The organism is Streptacidiphilus alkalitolerans, assembly GCF_042511045.1.
GTDB lineage: Bacteria > Actinomycetota > Actinomycetes > Streptomycetales > Streptomycetaceae > Streptacidiphilus > Streptacidiphilus alkalitolerans.
Genome location: NZ_JBHEZX010000020.1, coordinates 1 through 15,037, shown reverse-complemented (window position 1 = coordinate 15,037; position 15,037 = coordinate 1). Strand labels below are relative to the sequence as shown.

Genomic DNA, 15,037 nt, shown 5'->3' with positions numbered 1-15,037 from the left:
CGCGCCCGGTCGGCTGAGACTCCCTCAGGCCCGGGCCCGCCGGGCGCGTCCGCGCCGCCGGTTCAGCCGTCCGCCCCGCGGCGGCGCCGAGGCCAGGCCGAAGGTCACCGAGACCTGGGCCCCGCCCATCGGGCCGCGCCGGATCTCCACCGTCCCCCGGGTCGCCGCCGCGGCGCGGCGGGCGATGTCCAGGCCGAGCCCGGTGGACGCCGCGCTCGCGCCGCGCACCAGCGCGTCGTCCGGGTCCGGGATGCCGGGTCCGGCGTCCTCGACGGTGAGCACCACCACCTGGGCCGCCCGGACCAGCCGGACCGCGAAGGCGGTGCCCGGGTCGGTGTGCCGGAAGACATTGCCGACCAGGGCGTCCACCACGGCCGCGAGGTCGTCCTCGGGCAGGTCGACCAGGGCCTCCTCCGCGGTCACCTGGACCAGGCAGCGGCGGTCCTGCTGCTCGGCCAGGGTGGCCCAGAAGCCGCCCCGGCGGCGGACCACCTCGGTGGCCGGGCAGAGCACCCCCTCGCCCGCCGGGCGCGGGACCGTGCCCATGTGGCCGATGGCGAGCGGGGTCCGGGCGGCGGTGATCACCGCGTGCAGCTCCGACTCCAGATGGGCCACCGCGGCGGTGATCCTGGCGTTGTCGGGGGTGGGGCCCATCCGCTCGGTGGCCAGGTGCAGCGCGGTCAGCGGGGTCCGCATCCGGTGCGACAGGTCGGCCACCAACTCCCGCTCCACCGCCAGCAGTTCCAGCATCCGGTCGGCCATGGCGTTGAACGCCTGCCCGGCTTCCAGCAGTTCCGGCGGGCCCATCGGCTCCACCCGCGACTCCAGGTCGCCCCGGCCCAGCGCGTGGGCGGCCCGGGACAGCCCGCGCGAGGAGTGCACCACCCGGGCCGCGAGCCGGTCGGCCACCAGCACCGAGCCGAGCACCAGGCCCAGCGCCAGCAGCGCCATCACCGAGAGCGAGGCGGTGACCCCGCGGTCCAACTCGTCCTTGGGGACGAACTCCTCCACCACCGCCACCCGCCGCTGTCCCAGCACCACCGGCTGCAGATAGACCCAGCCGCCGTCCGGCAGGTTCTGCGCCAGCGACTCGCCCTGCTGCTGCGCCCGCAGCAGCAGCGCCGCCGGCGCGCGGCCCGAGCCGATCGACCGGCCGCCGGGGAGGTGCACGCTCAGCCGTCCGCCCGGGTCCAGGGCGGAGACGGCCTGGCGGAGCTCGGCCGGGTCGGCGGTCAACGTCAGCACCGGCGCCAGCGCGGCGGCGCGCTGCTCGGCGGCGGTGACCGCCTGGGTCCGCGCCTCGGAGCGCACCAGCAGGGCCAGCGGTATCAGGAAGGACAGCGCCACCATCGAGGTGACGGCCAGGGCCACCCCGGCCAGGGTGCGTCTCATCGCGGTGTCACCAGTTTGATGCCCACCCCGCGCATGGTGCGCAGCAGGCCGGGGGCCGCGGCGCTCTCGCCGAGCTTGCGGCGCAGCGAGGACAGGTGCACGTCGATGGTCTGGTCCTCGACATAGGGTTCGCGCCACACCTCGGCCAGGATGCGCCGCTTGGAGACCACCAGGTCGGCGTTGGCGGCGAGGAAGGAGAGCAGGTCGAACTCGCGGCGGGTCAGCGGGACCTCCTGCCCGCGCAGATACGCGGTGCGGGAGCCGGGGTCGATGCGCAGCGGGCCGATCGAGACCGGCTCGCGCAGCAGCGGGGGGCCGTCCTGCAGCGAGGCGGGGGTGGCCGAGGGGTCGGAGCCGCGGCCGGAGCGGCGCAGCACCGCGGCCAGCCGGGCCAGCAACTGGCCCGCGGAGAACGGCTTGACCAGGTAGTCGTCGGCGCCCGCGTTGAGCAGCCGGATGATCTCGGCGTCCTCGTCCCTGGCGGTCACGATCAGCACCGGGACCTGGGAGATGCCGCGGATCATCCGCAGCGCGTCGCTGCCGTCGAGGTCGGGCAGGCCGAGGTCGAGGATCACCGCGTCGAGCGGTCCCCGGGTCACCTCGCGCAGGCCGCCGAAACCGTCGGCGGCGCTGCGCACCGCGTGCCCGTTCCCGGTCAGCACGTCGATGAGCTCGGCACGTATACCGGGATCGTCTTCAACGACGAGGACACTGGCCATGGCGCACACCGTAGCCGATCGCCATGATGGGGCCCGTGCCCCGGTTCTTTCGGTTCTTCCTGATCTGGCTGTCCTGCACCGCGCTCACCGTCACCGCGGTCTTTCTGACAGTGCGTTTTGTGCTCGGCTCCACAGCGCCGCTGCCCCCGCGCACCCCGGGGGTGACCACGGTGCTGGCGCTGGCCGCGACGCCGGGGCCGGGGGCGTCGGACGGGTCCGCGACACCGGCGATCGGCACGCCCACCTCCACCCCGGACCCGACCCCCTCCCCGTCCGCGACGAAGCCCTCCGCCCCGGCGACGCCCTCGCACCAGGCCGCCGCGCCGACGCACTCGCCGCGGCCCCCGGCCTACGACTGCGGCGGCGGGGCCGGGACGCACAGTTTCCAGACCGACGGCGGGCAGGTGGCGATCCGCTTCGGGGCGGATGCGGTCTGCCTGGTCTCCGCGGTGCCGGCGCTGGGCTTCACCACCAGCACGGCGCAGTCCTCGGCCGGCGTACTGACCGTCACCTTCACCGGGGCGCACCACCGCTCGGAGCTCACCGCCAGCCTCCAGCCGCAGGCACAGGAGGTGACCAAGGAGGTCTCCTGGTGAGGATCGTGGCTGCTCAGGGCCGGGGCGGGGGGCACCGCAGCGCAGTATGGGGCTTTCCTTAGCGCAACCTGAAGTTGGCGCTGATCGGTGTTTTCGGCGACGGGAGCGGCCTAGGGTCGTGCCCGCCGGACCGATCCCGACCATGAGGTGCCCCTGATGAGCTCATCCCGCCGTTCCCGTTCGCAGAACGCTTCCGCCGGTCAGCACCGTGCGCGGCGCAAGCCGCGGCTGCGGCTCGCGGTGACGGGTGCCGCGGCCTTCGCCGTCCTCGGCGGCGGTACGGCCTTCGCCTGCCTCGGGGTGCCGAACCAGGCCCCGGTCGCCCATGCCACCGGGCACGGGGCCTACCGGCTCGGCGCTCAGGCGGCGGCCAGGCTGCTGACGGCGCCCCCGACGCCGACCGGGACGCGTGCGGCGGCGTCGGCGCACCGCGGCCCGGCGGTCCACCACAGCGCCAGGCCGACGTCCAAGCCCACGGCCACCCCGGACCCGCGGCCGACCACCGCCGCGCCCACGGCCGCCCCGACCGCGGCCCCGTCGTCCGGATCCGGGTCGAGCAGCACCAGCAGCGCGGTGCAGCAGGTGCTCGACCTGATCAACAAGAACCGCCAGGCCGCCGGGCTCGCCCCGTACACCCTGTACAGCGGGTTGAATACGAGCGCCGCCGCGCACAACCAGGTGATGGCGTCCGGCTGCGGCCTGTCCCACCAGTGCCCCGGTGAGGCCGCCTTCGGCGACCGGGAGACCTCGGCCGGAGTGCACTGGACCTCGGCCGGCGAGAACATCGGCGAGGGCGGCGGCGTGGGAAGCTCCGACGCCGCGATAGCCGCGAGCGCGGTGGGCCTCACCCAGATGATGCTGGACGAGAAGGCCCCGGACGACGGCCACCGGAAGAACATCCTGAGCAGCGGCTTCACCCGGGTGGGCATCGCCGTCTTCCGCGACTCCTCCGGCACGGTCTGGATGACCCAGGACTTCGCCAACTGAGGTTGCGTCAATCCACGACTCCCTGCGCCCGCTTCACTCGGCCTCCGGCCGGGTGCGGCGGGCGTAGGCGCGTGCGGCGCGGGCGCGGTCGCCGCAGCGGACCGAGCACCAGTGGCGCGCGGCGTGGGTGCGCAGCAGGAAGCGGCGGCAGGGGCTGGAGCCGCAGGCGGCGAGCCGTTCGGCGTCGGCGCCGGTGAGCAGCTCGGCGGCGTCGGCCGCGAGCAGCGCCAGGGCGCGGTCCAGGACCTGGTCGGTGGGGTGCGGCTGGGCCCGGTGCAGACCCTGGGCCTCGTCCCAGCGCAGCAGGGGGGCCGAGGGGACGCTGGTCAGCGCGTCATTGATCGCACGCAGCGCCTCGGCGGGGGCTGGGAGAGCGCCGATCTGTGACGAGAGCAGTGCTCTCACTTGGGTGCGGTGCTCTCGAAGTCGCCCCGCACACACCTCCTGCAGCACCGCCCCGGCCGGCGCGAGCCCCCGTGCGACCAGCCATTCCGTCGCCAGGGCCGGCGAGCCGAGCAGGTCCAGCTCCTGGCCGCCCGGAAGGGCGAGGTCGCTGTTGGCGAAGTCGAGCGCCACATACCGCTCGGCCCCCGGCGCGGGCGGCGGCGGGGCGGCCTGGACGGTGTGGCGGGCGGCGCCGGTCGCGATCTCACTCATGGCTCTCATGGTAGACCTTGCGATTCTCCGTGAGAATCGGCTAGCTTGATCTCACGGCAAATGGCCGTCATTACCGTGAGGTGTTGTCATGACGAGTACCCCTGCCACCCAGAAGCAGATCCCGGTCCAGGTCTTCGGCGGACCGACCGCCCTGATCGAGTTCGGCGGCCTCCGGTTCCTCACCGACCCGGCCTTCGACGCCCCCGGCGACTACCCGATCGGCGGCGGCCGGGTGCTCACCAAGACCGCCCCCGCCTCCGCCGACCCCGCCGACCTGGGCCCGCTCGACGTGGTGCTGCTCTCCCACGACGAGCACCCGGACAACCTGGACCACTCGGGACGGGCGCTGCTGGCCGGCGTCCCCCTGGTCCTCACCACCCGCAGCGGCGCGGGCCGGCTCGGCGGCACCGCCCGGGGCCTGGCCCCCTGGGAGTCCGTCGACCTGCCCCGTCCGGACGGGGGATCCCTGACCGTGACCGCCACCCCGGCCCAGCACGGGCCGGAGGGCTGCGAGCCGGTGTCCGGCGAGGTGGTCGGCTTTGTGCTGACCGCGGCCGACCTGCCCGCCGTCTACGTCAGCGGTGACAACGCGTCACTTGCCCTGGTCGAGCAGATCGCTGAGCGCTTCGGTCCGGTGGACACCGCCGTGCTCTTCGCCGGTGCGGCCCGCACCGGGCTGTTCGACGGCGCGCTGCTCACCCTGGACAGCGCCCAGGCCGCCGAGGCGGCCGAGATCCTCGGCGCACGCCGGGTCGTCCCGGTCCACTTCGACAGCTGGACCCACTTCAGCGAGGGCCGCGAGGTGCTGGTGGCGGCCTTCACCGCGGCGGGCCTGCGCGACCGGCTGCAACTGGGCTGAGCCCGGTGCGGTGTTGATGACATTTGTCATGACGGGCGGTGACAGTCCGCACTGACCCGGGCGGTGTTCGGGCCGCAGGCTGGTCGCATGGACAGCGCAGAGAACGTGGTCGAGGTCGCCGGGGCCCACCGGCGGTACGGGGGCGGCTTCGAGGCCGTGCGGGGAGTGTCGTTCCAGGTGGCGCGCGGTGAGGTGTTCGCGCTGCTCGGGGCCAACGGGGCCGGGAAGACCTCCACGGTCGAACTGCTGGAGGGGCTGGCCCGCCCCAGCGCGGGAACGGTCCGGGTGCTGGGCCGTGACCCGTACGCGGAACGGGCCCTGGTGCGGCCGGAGACCGGGGTGATGCTGCAGGAGGGCGGCTTCCCGTCCGGGCTCACGGTGACCGAGACCGCCACCATGTGGGCCGGTTGCGTCAGCGGCGCCCGACCGGTGGCGGAAGCACTGCGCCTGGTCGGCCTGGACGCCCGGGTCGGCGTCCGCACCGGGCAGTTGTCCGGCGGCGAGCGGCGGCGGCTGGACCTGGCCCTCGCCCTGCTCGGCCGTCCGCGGATGCTGTTCCTGGACGAGCCGACCACCGGCCTGGACGCCCAGGGGCGGCGCGACACCTGGGAGTTGGTGCGCGGGCTGACGGCCGAGGGCACCACCGTCCTGCTGACCACCCACTACCTGGAGGAGGCCGAGGCCCTCGCCGACCGGCTGGCGGTGATGCGCGAGGGCCGGATCGTGGCCTGCGGCACCCCGGCCGAGGTGACCGGGTCGCGCCCGTCGCGGATCTCCTTCGACCTGCCGCCCGGCTGGTTCCCCGGCGACCTGCCGCCGCTGCCCGAACTCGGCGTGCTCCGGCACGAGACCTTCGGGCAGCGGGTGGTGCTGCACACCGAGCGGCTGCAGCCCTCACTCACCGCGCTGCTCGGCTGGGCCCAGGACCGGCGGCTCGACCTGGACCGGCTGGACGCGCGGTCGGCCTCGCTGGAAGAGGCCTACCTGGCGCTCACCGACGGAACAACGGCAGACGGAACAACGGCAGAGGGTGTGCGGCGATGAGTACGACCACGATCCGAAGCACCGGGACCGGCCGGATCAGGGCGCTCGGCCGGGCCGAACTGACGCTGCTGTGGCGCAACCGGGTCGCCATGGCGACCGCGCTGCTGCTGCCGCTCGCCATGGTGCTGGGACTGCGGCCGGCCCTGTCGAAGGTCGACTTCAAGGGCAGCGGGCTGAACCCCGACAGCATGTCGATCAGCGGCGGCATCGGCTTCGTGCTGGCCTTCGCCGTCTACTACAACCTGGTCACCGCGTATGTGGCCCGGCGCGAGGAACTGGTGCTGAAGCGGCTGCGCACCGGCGAGGCGACCGACCTGGAGATCCTGGCCGGGACGGCGCTGCCCACGGTGGCGCTGGCGCTGGCCCAGTGCGCGGTGCTGCTGGCCGCCGGGGCACTGCTGCTGACCATGGACCCGCCGCACCGGCCGGACCTCCTGCTGGCCGGCCTGCTGCTGGCCCCGGTGCTGCTGGCGGCGCTGGCCGCCGGGTCCACGGTGTTCACCCGCACCGTGGAGCTGGCGCAGTTCACCACGGCGCCGCTGCTGCTGGTCATCGTGCTGGGCTCGGGGCTGATCCTGCCGCTCGACGAGTTGCCGCGACAGCTGGCGGAAGTCTGCCGCTATCTGCCGATGACCCCGGTGATGGACCTGATCAGGGCCGGCCTGGTGGGCGGCCCCGGGGCCCGGGCCGGGCAGGTGCTGGAGTCGCTCGGCTTGGCGCTGGCCTGGACGGTAGTGGCAGTGTTGGCCGCACAGCGGTGGTTCCGCTGGGAACCGCGCCGCTGAGGATCTGGGGAATCGATGTCGAGACTGACCGGCTGGTGGGACCGGCGCAGCGATCCGGCCCGGGTCGAGCTGTACACGCGCTGGACCTTCCCCTTCTTCGCCCTGACCGGGGTGGTGGTGATCGTCGGACCGCTGACCGAGGGCGGGATGAGCGGCTGGCTGCGGGCCGGATCGTTCCTGCTCACCGTGGTGCAGGCGGCGCTGTGCGCCCTGCTGTCGTCCAGGGGCCTGGACTGGACCCTGGGCCGCCGACCGCGGCCGGTCCGACTGTTCGTCGCGGTCGGGGCGCTGTCGGGCGGAGGCGCCCTGGCCGCCCTGGCGCTGCGCGGGCACACCGGATTCCCGGACGCCCCGGCCATGGCCCTGGTGGTGATCCTGGTCGGCTTCGGGGTGGGCGCCATGATCCTCGCGGTCAGCAGCATGCGCGCGATGCTGCGGTGCCTGCTGGGCGCGACCGCGGGCACCGGCCTGGCGGCCGTGCTGCTGGGCATCCCCGCCGCCGAGTCCGGGGTGATCGCCGTCGCGGTGCTGCTGACCGGCGCGGTGACCTCGGCCACCAACGGCTGCTCGGTCTGGCTGCTCAGCACCGTGTGGGAACTGGACGCGGCCAGGGAGGCGCAGGCACAGCTCGCGGTCGCCGAGGAACGGCTGCGGTTCGGGCGGGACCTGCACGATGTGATGGGACGGAACCTGGCGGTGATCGCCCTGAAGAGCGAACTCGCGGTGCAGTTGGCGCGACGCGGGAGGCCGGAGGCGGTGGAGCAGATGATCGAGGTGCAGCGGCTGGCCCAGGAGTCGCAGCGCGAGGTGCGGGACGTGGTCCGCGGCTACCGCAGGGCGGACCTGGCGGTCGAGCTGTCCGGGGCGCTGTCCGTGCTGCGCGCGGCGGGCGTCGAGGGACGGGTCGAGGGGAACCCGGGGGACCAGGGTGGACGGACGCTGCCGGCCGAGGTCCAGGAGGCACTGGGCTGGGTGATCCGCGAGGCCACCACCAATGTGCTGCGGCACAGCGAGGCCGGCCACTGCACCATCCGGCTGGAGCTGGGCGGCAGCGCGGTGCTGACCGTCGAGAACGACGGCGTCCCCGAGCCGGCGCCGGGCGGCGCGGGCGGGTCGGAGGGCTCGGGGGGCTCCGGCCTGGCCGGGCTGGGGGAGCGGCTGACCGTCCTGGACGGCGCACTGGCCGTGTCCCGGCCCGGCACCGGGGTCTTCCGGCTGACCGCGCGGATCCCGCTGGCCGCCGCCGTCCCGGCGCACCGGGCCGATGCCGCTGCCGTCCGGGCCGCCGCCCCCGCCGGCACCGTTCCGCGAAAGGCGGGCTCCACCGCATGAGCACCGCACCCGGCAGCGACGGGCACGTGGCCGGCGAACGGATCAGGGTGCTGCTCGCCGACGACGAGCACCTGATCCGCGGCGCGGTCGCCGCGCTGCTGTCCTACGAGGACGACCTGCTGGTCGTCGCGGAGGCGGCGACCGGACCCGAGGCCATCGCCATGGCCCGGGCCCACCGCCCGGACGTGGCCGTCCTCGACCTGCAGATGCCCGGCGGCCTGGACGGCGTGGCGGTCGCCGCCGCGCTCCGGAGCGGGCCCGCGCCCTGCCGGACGATGATCGTCACCAGCCACGGCCGTCCGGGCCACCTCAAACGGGCGCTGGCGGTCGGGGTGCGGGGCTTCGTCCCGAAGACGGCCTCGGCGCAGCGGCTCGCCGAGATCATCCGGATCGTCCACGCCGGGGGCCGCTACATCGATCCGGACCTGGCCGCCGACGCCATCAGCGCCGGCGACTCCCCGCTCACCGTGCGCGAGACCGAGGTGCTGGAACTGGCGGCGGACGGCTCGCCCATCGCCGAGATCGCCCGCCGGGCCAACCTCTCCCCGGGCACCGTCCGCAACTACCTGTCCTCCGCCGCCGCCAAACTCTCCGCGGAGAACCGCCACACCGCGGTACGCATCGCCCGCGAACACGGCTGGGTCTAGTCTGTCCGGCCGCCTCCGGTCAGTGCCTGCCGCCGCCGAAGGCTTCCCTGCGGATGACGTCGATCATGCTCGGCAGGCCCTCCAGGGTGCGGACCTCGACCACGGCGCGCGGGTCGCAGTCGTCCACGGCCTGGCGCAGCAGCGCGTTCGCCAGGTCGGCCCGGGAGGTGAAGCGGCCGGGTAGGCGCGGCCCCGCGCTCATCCGGTACGCGCTGACGGCGGCGGTGTCGAACAGACCGGCCGGGCGGAGGATGGTCCAGTCGCAGTCGCTGCGGCGGACGATCTCCTCCGACCGCCGCATGTCCTGGTAGACGGTGCGTCCGACGAAGCGCACGATGCCCGGCTCGACCACCTTGCGGAACAGGAGCCCGTCGCTGGGTGACTCCTGCCCGGAGACCGAGGTCGAGGTCACGCAGACCAGGCGGCCGACACCGTGCTCGGCCATGGCCCGGGTGATGTGGGTCAGACCGGCGGAGTAGACCGTGACCGGCTTCCGGCCGAACGGGACCCCGAGGGCCGAGAGCACCGCGTCCTGGCCGGCCACCGCCGCGTCGACCGCGACCGGGTCGTGCACGTCCGCGCCGACCACCCGCACCAGCGGGCTGCCGGCCAGCGGGAACGCGTCGGGCCTGCGGGTGACGGCGGTGACCGTGTGGCCCGCGGCGACGGCCTGTGCGGTGGCCTGCCGCCCGGTGGGGCCGTTGGCCCCGAAGATGACGATCTTCATATGCTCTCCCTCAACGCCGGAATCCCCGTCGCTGTATGAGGGAGTTCTCCGGGGCCGAGTGTGACGGGCCGGCCGTGGGTGAGACCGGGGTCACACCGCCGGCTCAGTGCTGCCGCGGCTCCCGCTCGTACAGCCGCCGCGACCAGGCGTAGGACAGCACCGCGACGCCGACGCACCAGGCGAGGGTGATGACCAGGTTGTCGCCGATCCTGGTGCCGGTCAGCAGTCCGCGCAGCGTCTCGTTCACCGGGGTGAACGGCTCGTACTCGGCGAACCAGCGCATCCCGGTCGGCAGCGAGTCGGTGGGAACGAACCCGCTGCCGAGGAACGGCAGCAGGATGAGGAACATCGGCGAGTTGCTCGCGGTCTCCACGCTCTTGGCCGACAGCCCCAGCCCGACGCACAGCCAGGTCACGGCGAAGGTCAGCAGCAGCACCACGCCGAGGGCGGCGAGCCACTCGGCCGGGTTCGCGTGCGGCCGGAAGCCGACGGCCAGCGCGGCGGCGGTGACCACCACCACGCCGATCAGCGTCTGGACGGTCGCGCCCACGACATGCCCGGTCAGCACCGAGGACCGGGCGACGGCCATGGTCCGGAAGCGGGCGATGATGCCCTCGGTCATGTCCTGCGCGACGGCGATGGCCGTGCCCTGCGCCGCGGCGGCCACGGCCATCAGGATGATCGCCGGGGCGACGTAGTCGGCGTAGGCGGCACGCCCGCCGCTCAGGCCGGCCGGCATCGCGCCGCCGAGCCCGGAGCCGAGCGTCCCGCCGAAGACATAGACGAACAGCAGCAGGAAGACCAGCGGCATCAGGGTGATCATCAGGGTCAGCGACGGATAGCGCTGCATGTGCCGGAGGTTGCGGCGCAGCATGATCCGCGCGTGGACCAGGCCGGTGCCCATGGTCAGGCCGGTACTCATGGTCAGGCTCCTTTCCTGCCGGTGAGGGCGAAGAAGACGTCGTCGAGATCGGGGGTGTGCACGGTGAGCGCCTCGACCTCGACCGAGGCGTCGTCCAGCTGCCGCAGCAGCGTCCGCAGGGTGCTGACCCGGCCGTCGCCGGCGAGCTGGAGCGTGAGCGCGTCGTCGTCGCGGCCGGCCGGCGTGAGCAACGACGCGGCGGCGTCCAGTTCGGCGCGGTCGGCGAAGGCCAGCTCGATGTGGCCGCCGGGGATGCGTGCCTTGAGCTCGGCGGGCGTCCCCTCGGCGACGATCCGGCCGCCGTCCAGTACCGCGACCCGGTGCGCGAGCTGGTCGGCCTCGTCCAGGTACTGGGTGGTGAGCAGGATGGTCGTCCCCTCCGCGACCAGCCCGCGGATGATGTCCCACATCGTGCGGCGGCTGCGCGGGTCCAGGCCCGTGGTCGGCTCGTCGAGGAAGATCACCTGCGGGTCGCCGACCAGGGTCATCGCCAGGTCGAGCTTGCGCTTCATACCGCCGGAGTAGGTCGCGGCCGGCTTGCCCCCGGCCTCGGTCAGCTCGAACCGCTCCAGCAGCTCCTCGGCCCGGCGGCGGCCCACAGCCGTGGGCAGCAGGTGCAGATCGGCCATCAGCATCAGGTTCTCGCGGCCGGTGAGGTAACCGTCGACGGCGGAGAACTGGCCGGTGACGCCGATCGCGCGGCGGACCGCCTGGGGGTCCTTGGCAGGATCCCGGCCGGCGATCCGGATCTCGCCGGCATCGGGACGGAGATAGGTGGTCAGCAGGTGCACGGCGGTGGTCTTGCCGGCCCCGTTCGGGCCGAGCAGGGCCAGGATCGTCCCCTGAGGCACCGTCAGGTCGATGCCGTCGAGCACGGTCTTTCCGCCGAAGGCCTTGCGCAGGCCGCGGGCCGAGACCGCGGTGGCGGTGGTCGTGGTGGTCACGGCGGTCAGACCTCCTGGTCCAGGCGGGGCGCGCGGCGGATGGTGACGTCGCCGAGCTTGGTGTCGGCCCGGACCTCGACCTTGTCGACCGGCTCGCCGGCCTCGGGGGCGTCCGCGGAGTCGAGCTCGTTGTAGACCCGGCCGACACTGGTGTTCAGCTCCAGCCAGGCGGCGCTGCCCTCGCGGACGCCGACCTCGACGCCGCCGTTCTTGGACGTGGCGGACACCTTGCCGCGGACGACCTCGCCGATTCGCACCGCGCCGTTGGAGTTGGCGGCGGTGATGTCGGACAGCGCGCGGTCCACGGACACCGAGCCGTTGGACGCCTTGACCGTCGCGCGCCCGGTTACCACGCCGACCTGCACCTTCCCGTTGCCGGTGGAGACGTCGGCGGTGCCGTCCACGGCGCCGATCCGGATGTCGCTGGAGCCGCTGTGCACCTCGGCGGAGCCGCTGACCCCCTGGACGGTGATCGCGCCGACCCCGCTGCGGAGGTTCAGCGGCCCGGTCTCGGCCAGCCGGACGGTGCCGAGGTCGGTCTTGAGCGCGACGGCGCCGAGCACGCCGTCGGACTGGAAGTCGCCGATCCCGGCCTCACCGCGGACAGCGGAGTCGGTGGGCAGCTGGATGACGACGTCGATCGACTCGGGGCGCTTGCTGCTGAAGTTGACGAACCGGTTGAGGGGCTTCCGGGAGACGACGCTCAGCGTCCGGGTGGTCTCGTCGTACTCGACCCGGGTGTTCTCGGCGGCCTTGATGTCGGCGGCCTTCTTCGGGTCGCTGGGGCTGACCTCGACGACGGTGTCGGCGCGGTCGGAGACGGCGAAGCGGACGTCGGCGACGTAGAGGTCGAGGGCGACGGCGATGGGGGAGGGGGTGTTGAAGGTCGAGAGGGACATCTCGGGTTCCTTTGCTGAGGGCTTTGGCGGGTGGTGGTGTTGACGTGCTGTCACGCTGTTGCGGGGTCAGCGGCCCCAGCCGCTGTAGCTCTGGCCGACGGTCCGGTCGGGCTTCTGCGCGGGGGCGGGGCGACTGCCGCGCCGGCCCTCGTTGGCCAGCCCGGCGGCGGCGGCCCGGACGATCCAGGCATTGACGGAGAGCCCGCCGCCGGCGGCGGCCTCCTCGATCAGCGCCTTGAGGTTGGCGGGCAGCCGCAGGTTGATCCGGACCATGGCGCTGTCGTCGCCCTCGGCGATGGGCAGCCGCACCTCGCCGGGGCCCGCGTCGCCGTCGTCGGCGGTCGCAGCGGCGGGTGCGGGCGGCGGCGTCACGACGAACCCGGCCGCGCCGCCGCGCAGCCGCACGTCGACGAAGCCGGGCGCGAGTTCGGCCGAGATCTCCTCGGCGGCGGCGGAGAGCGCCTCCAGCAGGGTGAGCCGCACCGCGGCGTCGAGCGGAGCGAGCAGCCGGTCGGCGAGCGCGCGGGCGTCCTCGCCACCGACCTCGGCCGCGGTCGTCAGCTCCCGGCGTAGGTTTTCGACGTACTGGGTGAGTTCCATGGCTCTAATGTGGCACCACTTTGGCTCAGGCGCAAGCCTGTATGGCTCAGGAAGGGTGCCATGGTGCGCGGAGATGGCACCACGTGGCGCCGCGTACCGGTTGCCACCCGACGGGCGGGGCACTTGTGGGCCGCGTGGGTGCCGGTGCTGCCATGATGCGGGGAACGGATATGGCGCAGATTGTCTCGGTCTGCTCGCACGGCGGAAGAGTGGCATCAATGGGCTTGGTTCAAGCAGATTCTGACGACCTAGTACGTCCCTATGCGCCCCAGGCTGATCAGAATCCGACCCTGATGGCGCCGCCGCTGCGGGTGGTTGAGGGAGCTTTCCCGGTCGAGCCCCAAGCCCTGGCGGGAACCCCCGCCGCGGTGCGTCGCCACGCGATGCCGGTGGGACGGCGCCGGCGTTCGGCGGTGGTACTGGCGCTGCTTGTGCTGGGGGCCGCGGCTGTTGTTGTGCTGGTGGAGACCACCGAACCGTCCGGGGGCAGGTCCGTTGCGCGGGCGGTGGGTGTCACCGGCTCGTCGTCGCCCGCGCCGCTCCTCGGCACGGCGGTGATCTCGGCGCCACCCGTCGCCCGCGCTTCGCAGGCCCCGCACATGCCGGTGACCACCACAGCGAAGGCTGTGGTGGTCACTCCCCGCCCGGCTGCCGGCCCGGCGGTGTTGCGCGCCGGGGACAGCGGGGCGGCGGTCGCGGATCTGCAGCGGCGCCTGTTCAACCAGGGCTTCACCTATGTGGCGGTCACCGGCGTCTATGACGGGAACACCACCCGCGGTGTCACCCAACTGCAGCAGAACCGCGGCATCACCGGCGACCCGGCCGGGGTGTACGGACCTCACACCCGGGCCTCGTTGGAGGGTGTCAGCGGCTGATGCCGATGTGGCCGTTGCTGGGGTGGAGCTGGTAGGTGGTGCCGTGGTCGGTGACGGTGGTGTGGGTGCTGCTGAGGGTGGCGATGGTGGTGCCGTGGGCCTTGATGACCGCGGTGTAGGACCCGCCGACGCTCTGCACGGTGGCCTTGGCGCCGTTGCCCAGGGTCACCGTGAACGCCGGGCCCTTGCTGATGTGGTGGACGGTCTTGTGGTGAACGGCCTTGGTCTGGATGCCGATGTGGCCGTTGTCGGGGTGGAGCTGGTAGGTGGTGCCGTGGTCGGTGACGGTGGTGTGGGTGCTGCTGAGGGTGGCGATGGTGGTGCCGTGGGCCTTGATGACGGCGGTGTAGGACCCGCCGACGTTCTGGACGGTGGCCTTGGCGCCGTTGCCCAGCGTCACCGTGAAGGCCGGTCCCTTGGCCGAGGTGACCGAGATGGCGGGCGACGTGGCGGTAGCGGCAGGAGTGTCGACGGCGAACGCGGCGGCAGGAGCGACGACCACGCCGAGCAGGGCGGCGGAGGCGACGGTGGTCCGCAGGGCGGTACGGGAGAAGTTCATGAGTGTGGGCTCTTTCCTGGTTGCGCCTGAGCGCTGCGGTTCGCAGCCGGTTTCCCGGTCTGCGGTCGGTTGCTGCTGTTCCGCAGCCCGACACCCACAACGCTACGAACAGTCACCTATCGGGCGGATCGGCCAACCGGCCAGAACGCACCTGGCCGAAAGTACGACGTGCGTCGTGGGTGTGGGCCAGGTCATGTTGGGGGGTGTGCGGTGGGGTGGATTCGTTGATCATCGGTGACGGGTGGATGGTGGGTGCTGACTGTGCGTCGATGGTGTGGGGCAGCTCACTCGGTCGATATGTGGTCTAGACCACAGGCTGGGGTCCTGGGGTGCCCGATTCCGCCCTGTTGGGGTCGGAATGGGGTCGGTGTACCGGCGGTAACGGGGTTCTGAGCTGGGTCTTTGTCGGGTTCGTTGATCTGGTGGGGTTTGTTGCCTACGGTCGGAGACGTGCACTGAGCACCCCCCGGGTTTGCCCGTTCCGGCTGTTGTT

17 protein-coding genes are annotated in these 15,037 nt (G+C 73.3%); 8 read left to right on the top strand and 9 right to left on the bottom strand.

The features are described 5' to 3' along the window. Positions 1–24: 24 nt before the first annotated feature. Both ACEZDG_RS32175 and ACEZDG_RS32170 read right to left on the bottom strand, forming a co-directional pair. Positions 25–1,392 carry a sensor histidine kinase gene (locus tag ACEZDG_RS32175; RefSeq protein ID WP_380516629.1) on the bottom strand — a complete coding sequence of 456 codons (1,368 nt, stop codon included), beginning with the start codon at positions 1,390–1,392 and terminating at the stop codon, positions 25–27. After that, a complete protein-coding gene (locus tag ACEZDG_RS32170) occupies positions 1,389–2,111 on the bottom strand; it encodes a response regulator transcription factor (protein WP_380516626.1) in 723 nt (240 codons plus the stop codon). The genes ACEZDG_RS32175 and ACEZDG_RS32170 overlap by 4 nt, the downstream gene beginning before the upstream one ends. Before the next feature lie 35 nt (positions 2,112–2,146). On the opposite strand from ACEZDG_RS32170, the gene ACEZDG_RS32165 reads away from it, so the two are divergent. Both ACEZDG_RS32165 and ACEZDG_RS32160 read left to right on the top strand, forming a co-directional pair. Beyond that, the gene (locus ACEZDG_RS32165; RefSeq protein ID WP_380516623.1) at positions 2,147–2,707 is read left to right on the top strand and encodes a hypothetical protein; all 561 of its coding nucleotides are present in this window, start codon (positions 2,147–2,149) and stop codon (positions 2,705–2,707) included. A gap of 156 nt (positions 2,708–2,863) precedes the next feature. Beyond that, positions 2,864–3,694, top strand: a complete 831-nt coding sequence (locus tag ACEZDG_RS32160) for a CAP domain-containing protein (RefSeq protein ID WP_380516620.1) — start codon at positions 2,864–2,866, stop codon at positions 3,692–3,694. Positions 3,695–3,727: 33 nt separating this feature from the next. Here the strand turns inward: ACEZDG_RS32160 and ACEZDG_RS32155 are convergent, their stop codons facing one another. Beyond that, positions 3,728–4,351, bottom strand: coding sequence for an ABATE domain-containing protein (locus ACEZDG_RS32155; RefSeq protein WP_380516617.1), 624 nt, complete (start codon positions 4,349–4,351; stop codon positions 3,728–3,730). Between the two features lie 88 nt (positions 4,352–4,439). On the opposite strand from ACEZDG_RS32155, the gene ACEZDG_RS32150 reads away from it, so the two are divergent. From ACEZDG_RS32150 to ACEZDG_RS32130, 5 genes are all read left to right on the top strand, one after another. Then, positions 4,440–5,210: an MBL fold metallo-hydrolase gene (locus tag ACEZDG_RS32150; protein WP_380516614.1), complete on the top strand. Its 771-nt coding sequence runs from the start codon at positions 4,440–4,442 to the stop codon at positions 5,208–5,210. A gap of 87 nt (positions 5,211–5,297) precedes the next feature. Next, positions 5,298–6,254: an ABC transporter ATP-binding protein gene (locus tag ACEZDG_RS32145; protein WP_380516611.1), complete on the top strand. Its 957-nt coding sequence runs from the start codon at positions 5,298–5,300 to the stop codon at positions 6,252–6,254. Further along, entirely contained in the window at positions 6,251–7,039 is a 789-nt protein-coding gene (locus tag ACEZDG_RS32140; protein WP_380516608.1) for an ABC transporter permease, read from the top strand. Before ACEZDG_RS32145 ends, ACEZDG_RS32140 begins: the two co-directional genes overlap by 4 nt. A gap of 15 nt (positions 7,040–7,054) precedes the next feature. After that, positions 7,055–8,371, top strand: coding sequence for a sensor histidine kinase (locus ACEZDG_RS32135; RefSeq protein ID WP_380516605.1), 1,317 nt, complete (start codon positions 7,055–7,057; stop codon positions 8,369–8,371). Then, entirely contained in the window at positions 8,368–9,018 is a 651-nt protein-coding gene (locus ACEZDG_RS32130) for a response regulator (protein WP_380516602.1), read from the top strand. Before ACEZDG_RS32135 ends, ACEZDG_RS32130 begins: the two co-directional genes overlap by 4 nt. A 19-nt stretch (positions 9,019–9,037) precedes the next feature. Here ACEZDG_RS32130 and ACEZDG_RS32125 read toward each other — a convergent pair whose 3' ends face one another. The 5 genes from ACEZDG_RS32125 to ACEZDG_RS32105 all read right to left on the bottom strand — a co-directional run bounded on the left by ACEZDG_RS32125 (position 9,038) and on the right by ACEZDG_RS32105 (position 13,110). After that, positions 9,038–9,745: an NAD(P)-dependent oxidoreductase gene (locus ACEZDG_RS32125; protein WP_380516599.1), complete on the bottom strand. Its 708-nt coding sequence runs from the start codon at positions 9,743–9,745 to the stop codon at positions 9,038–9,040. Between the two features lie 103 nt (positions 9,746–9,848). Further along, a complete protein-coding gene (locus ACEZDG_RS32120) occupies positions 9,849–10,667 on the bottom strand; it encodes an ABC transporter permease (protein WP_380516596.1) in 819 nt (272 codons plus the stop codon). A gap of 2 nt (positions 10,668–10,669) precedes the next feature. Beyond that, positions 10,670–11,611: an ABC transporter ATP-binding protein gene (locus ACEZDG_RS32115; RefSeq protein ID WP_380516594.1), complete on the bottom strand. Its 942-nt coding sequence runs from the start codon at positions 11,609–11,611 to the stop codon at positions 10,670–10,672. A 5-nt stretch (positions 11,612–11,616) separates the two neighbouring features. Beyond that, positions 11,617–12,510, bottom strand: a complete 894-nt coding sequence (locus ACEZDG_RS32110) for a DUF4097 family beta strand repeat-containing protein (RefSeq protein ID WP_380516591.1) — start codon at positions 12,508–12,510, stop codon at positions 11,617–11,619. Positions 12,511–12,576: 66 nt separating this feature from the next. Beyond that, positions 12,577–13,110: a hypothetical protein gene (locus tag ACEZDG_RS32105; RefSeq protein WP_380516588.1), complete on the bottom strand. Its 534-nt coding sequence runs from the start codon at positions 13,108–13,110 to the stop codon at positions 12,577–12,579. Positions 13,111–13,280: 170 nt separating this feature from the next. Between ACEZDG_RS32105 and ACEZDG_RS32100 the strand changes: the two genes are divergently transcribed. Further along, a complete protein-coding gene (locus tag ACEZDG_RS32100; protein WP_380516585.1) occupies positions 13,281–13,985 on the top strand; it encodes a peptidoglycan-binding domain-containing protein in 705 nt (234 codons plus the stop codon). Here ACEZDG_RS32100 and ACEZDG_RS32095 read toward each other — a convergent pair. Further along, the gene (locus tag ACEZDG_RS32095) at positions 13,975–14,544 is read right to left on the bottom strand and encodes a hypothetical protein (protein WP_380516583.1); all 570 of its coding nucleotides are present in this window, start codon (positions 14,542–14,544) and stop codon (positions 13,975–13,977) included. The genes ACEZDG_RS32100 and ACEZDG_RS32095 overlap by 11 nt on opposite strands. Positions 14,545–15,037 lie beyond the last annotated feature (493 nt).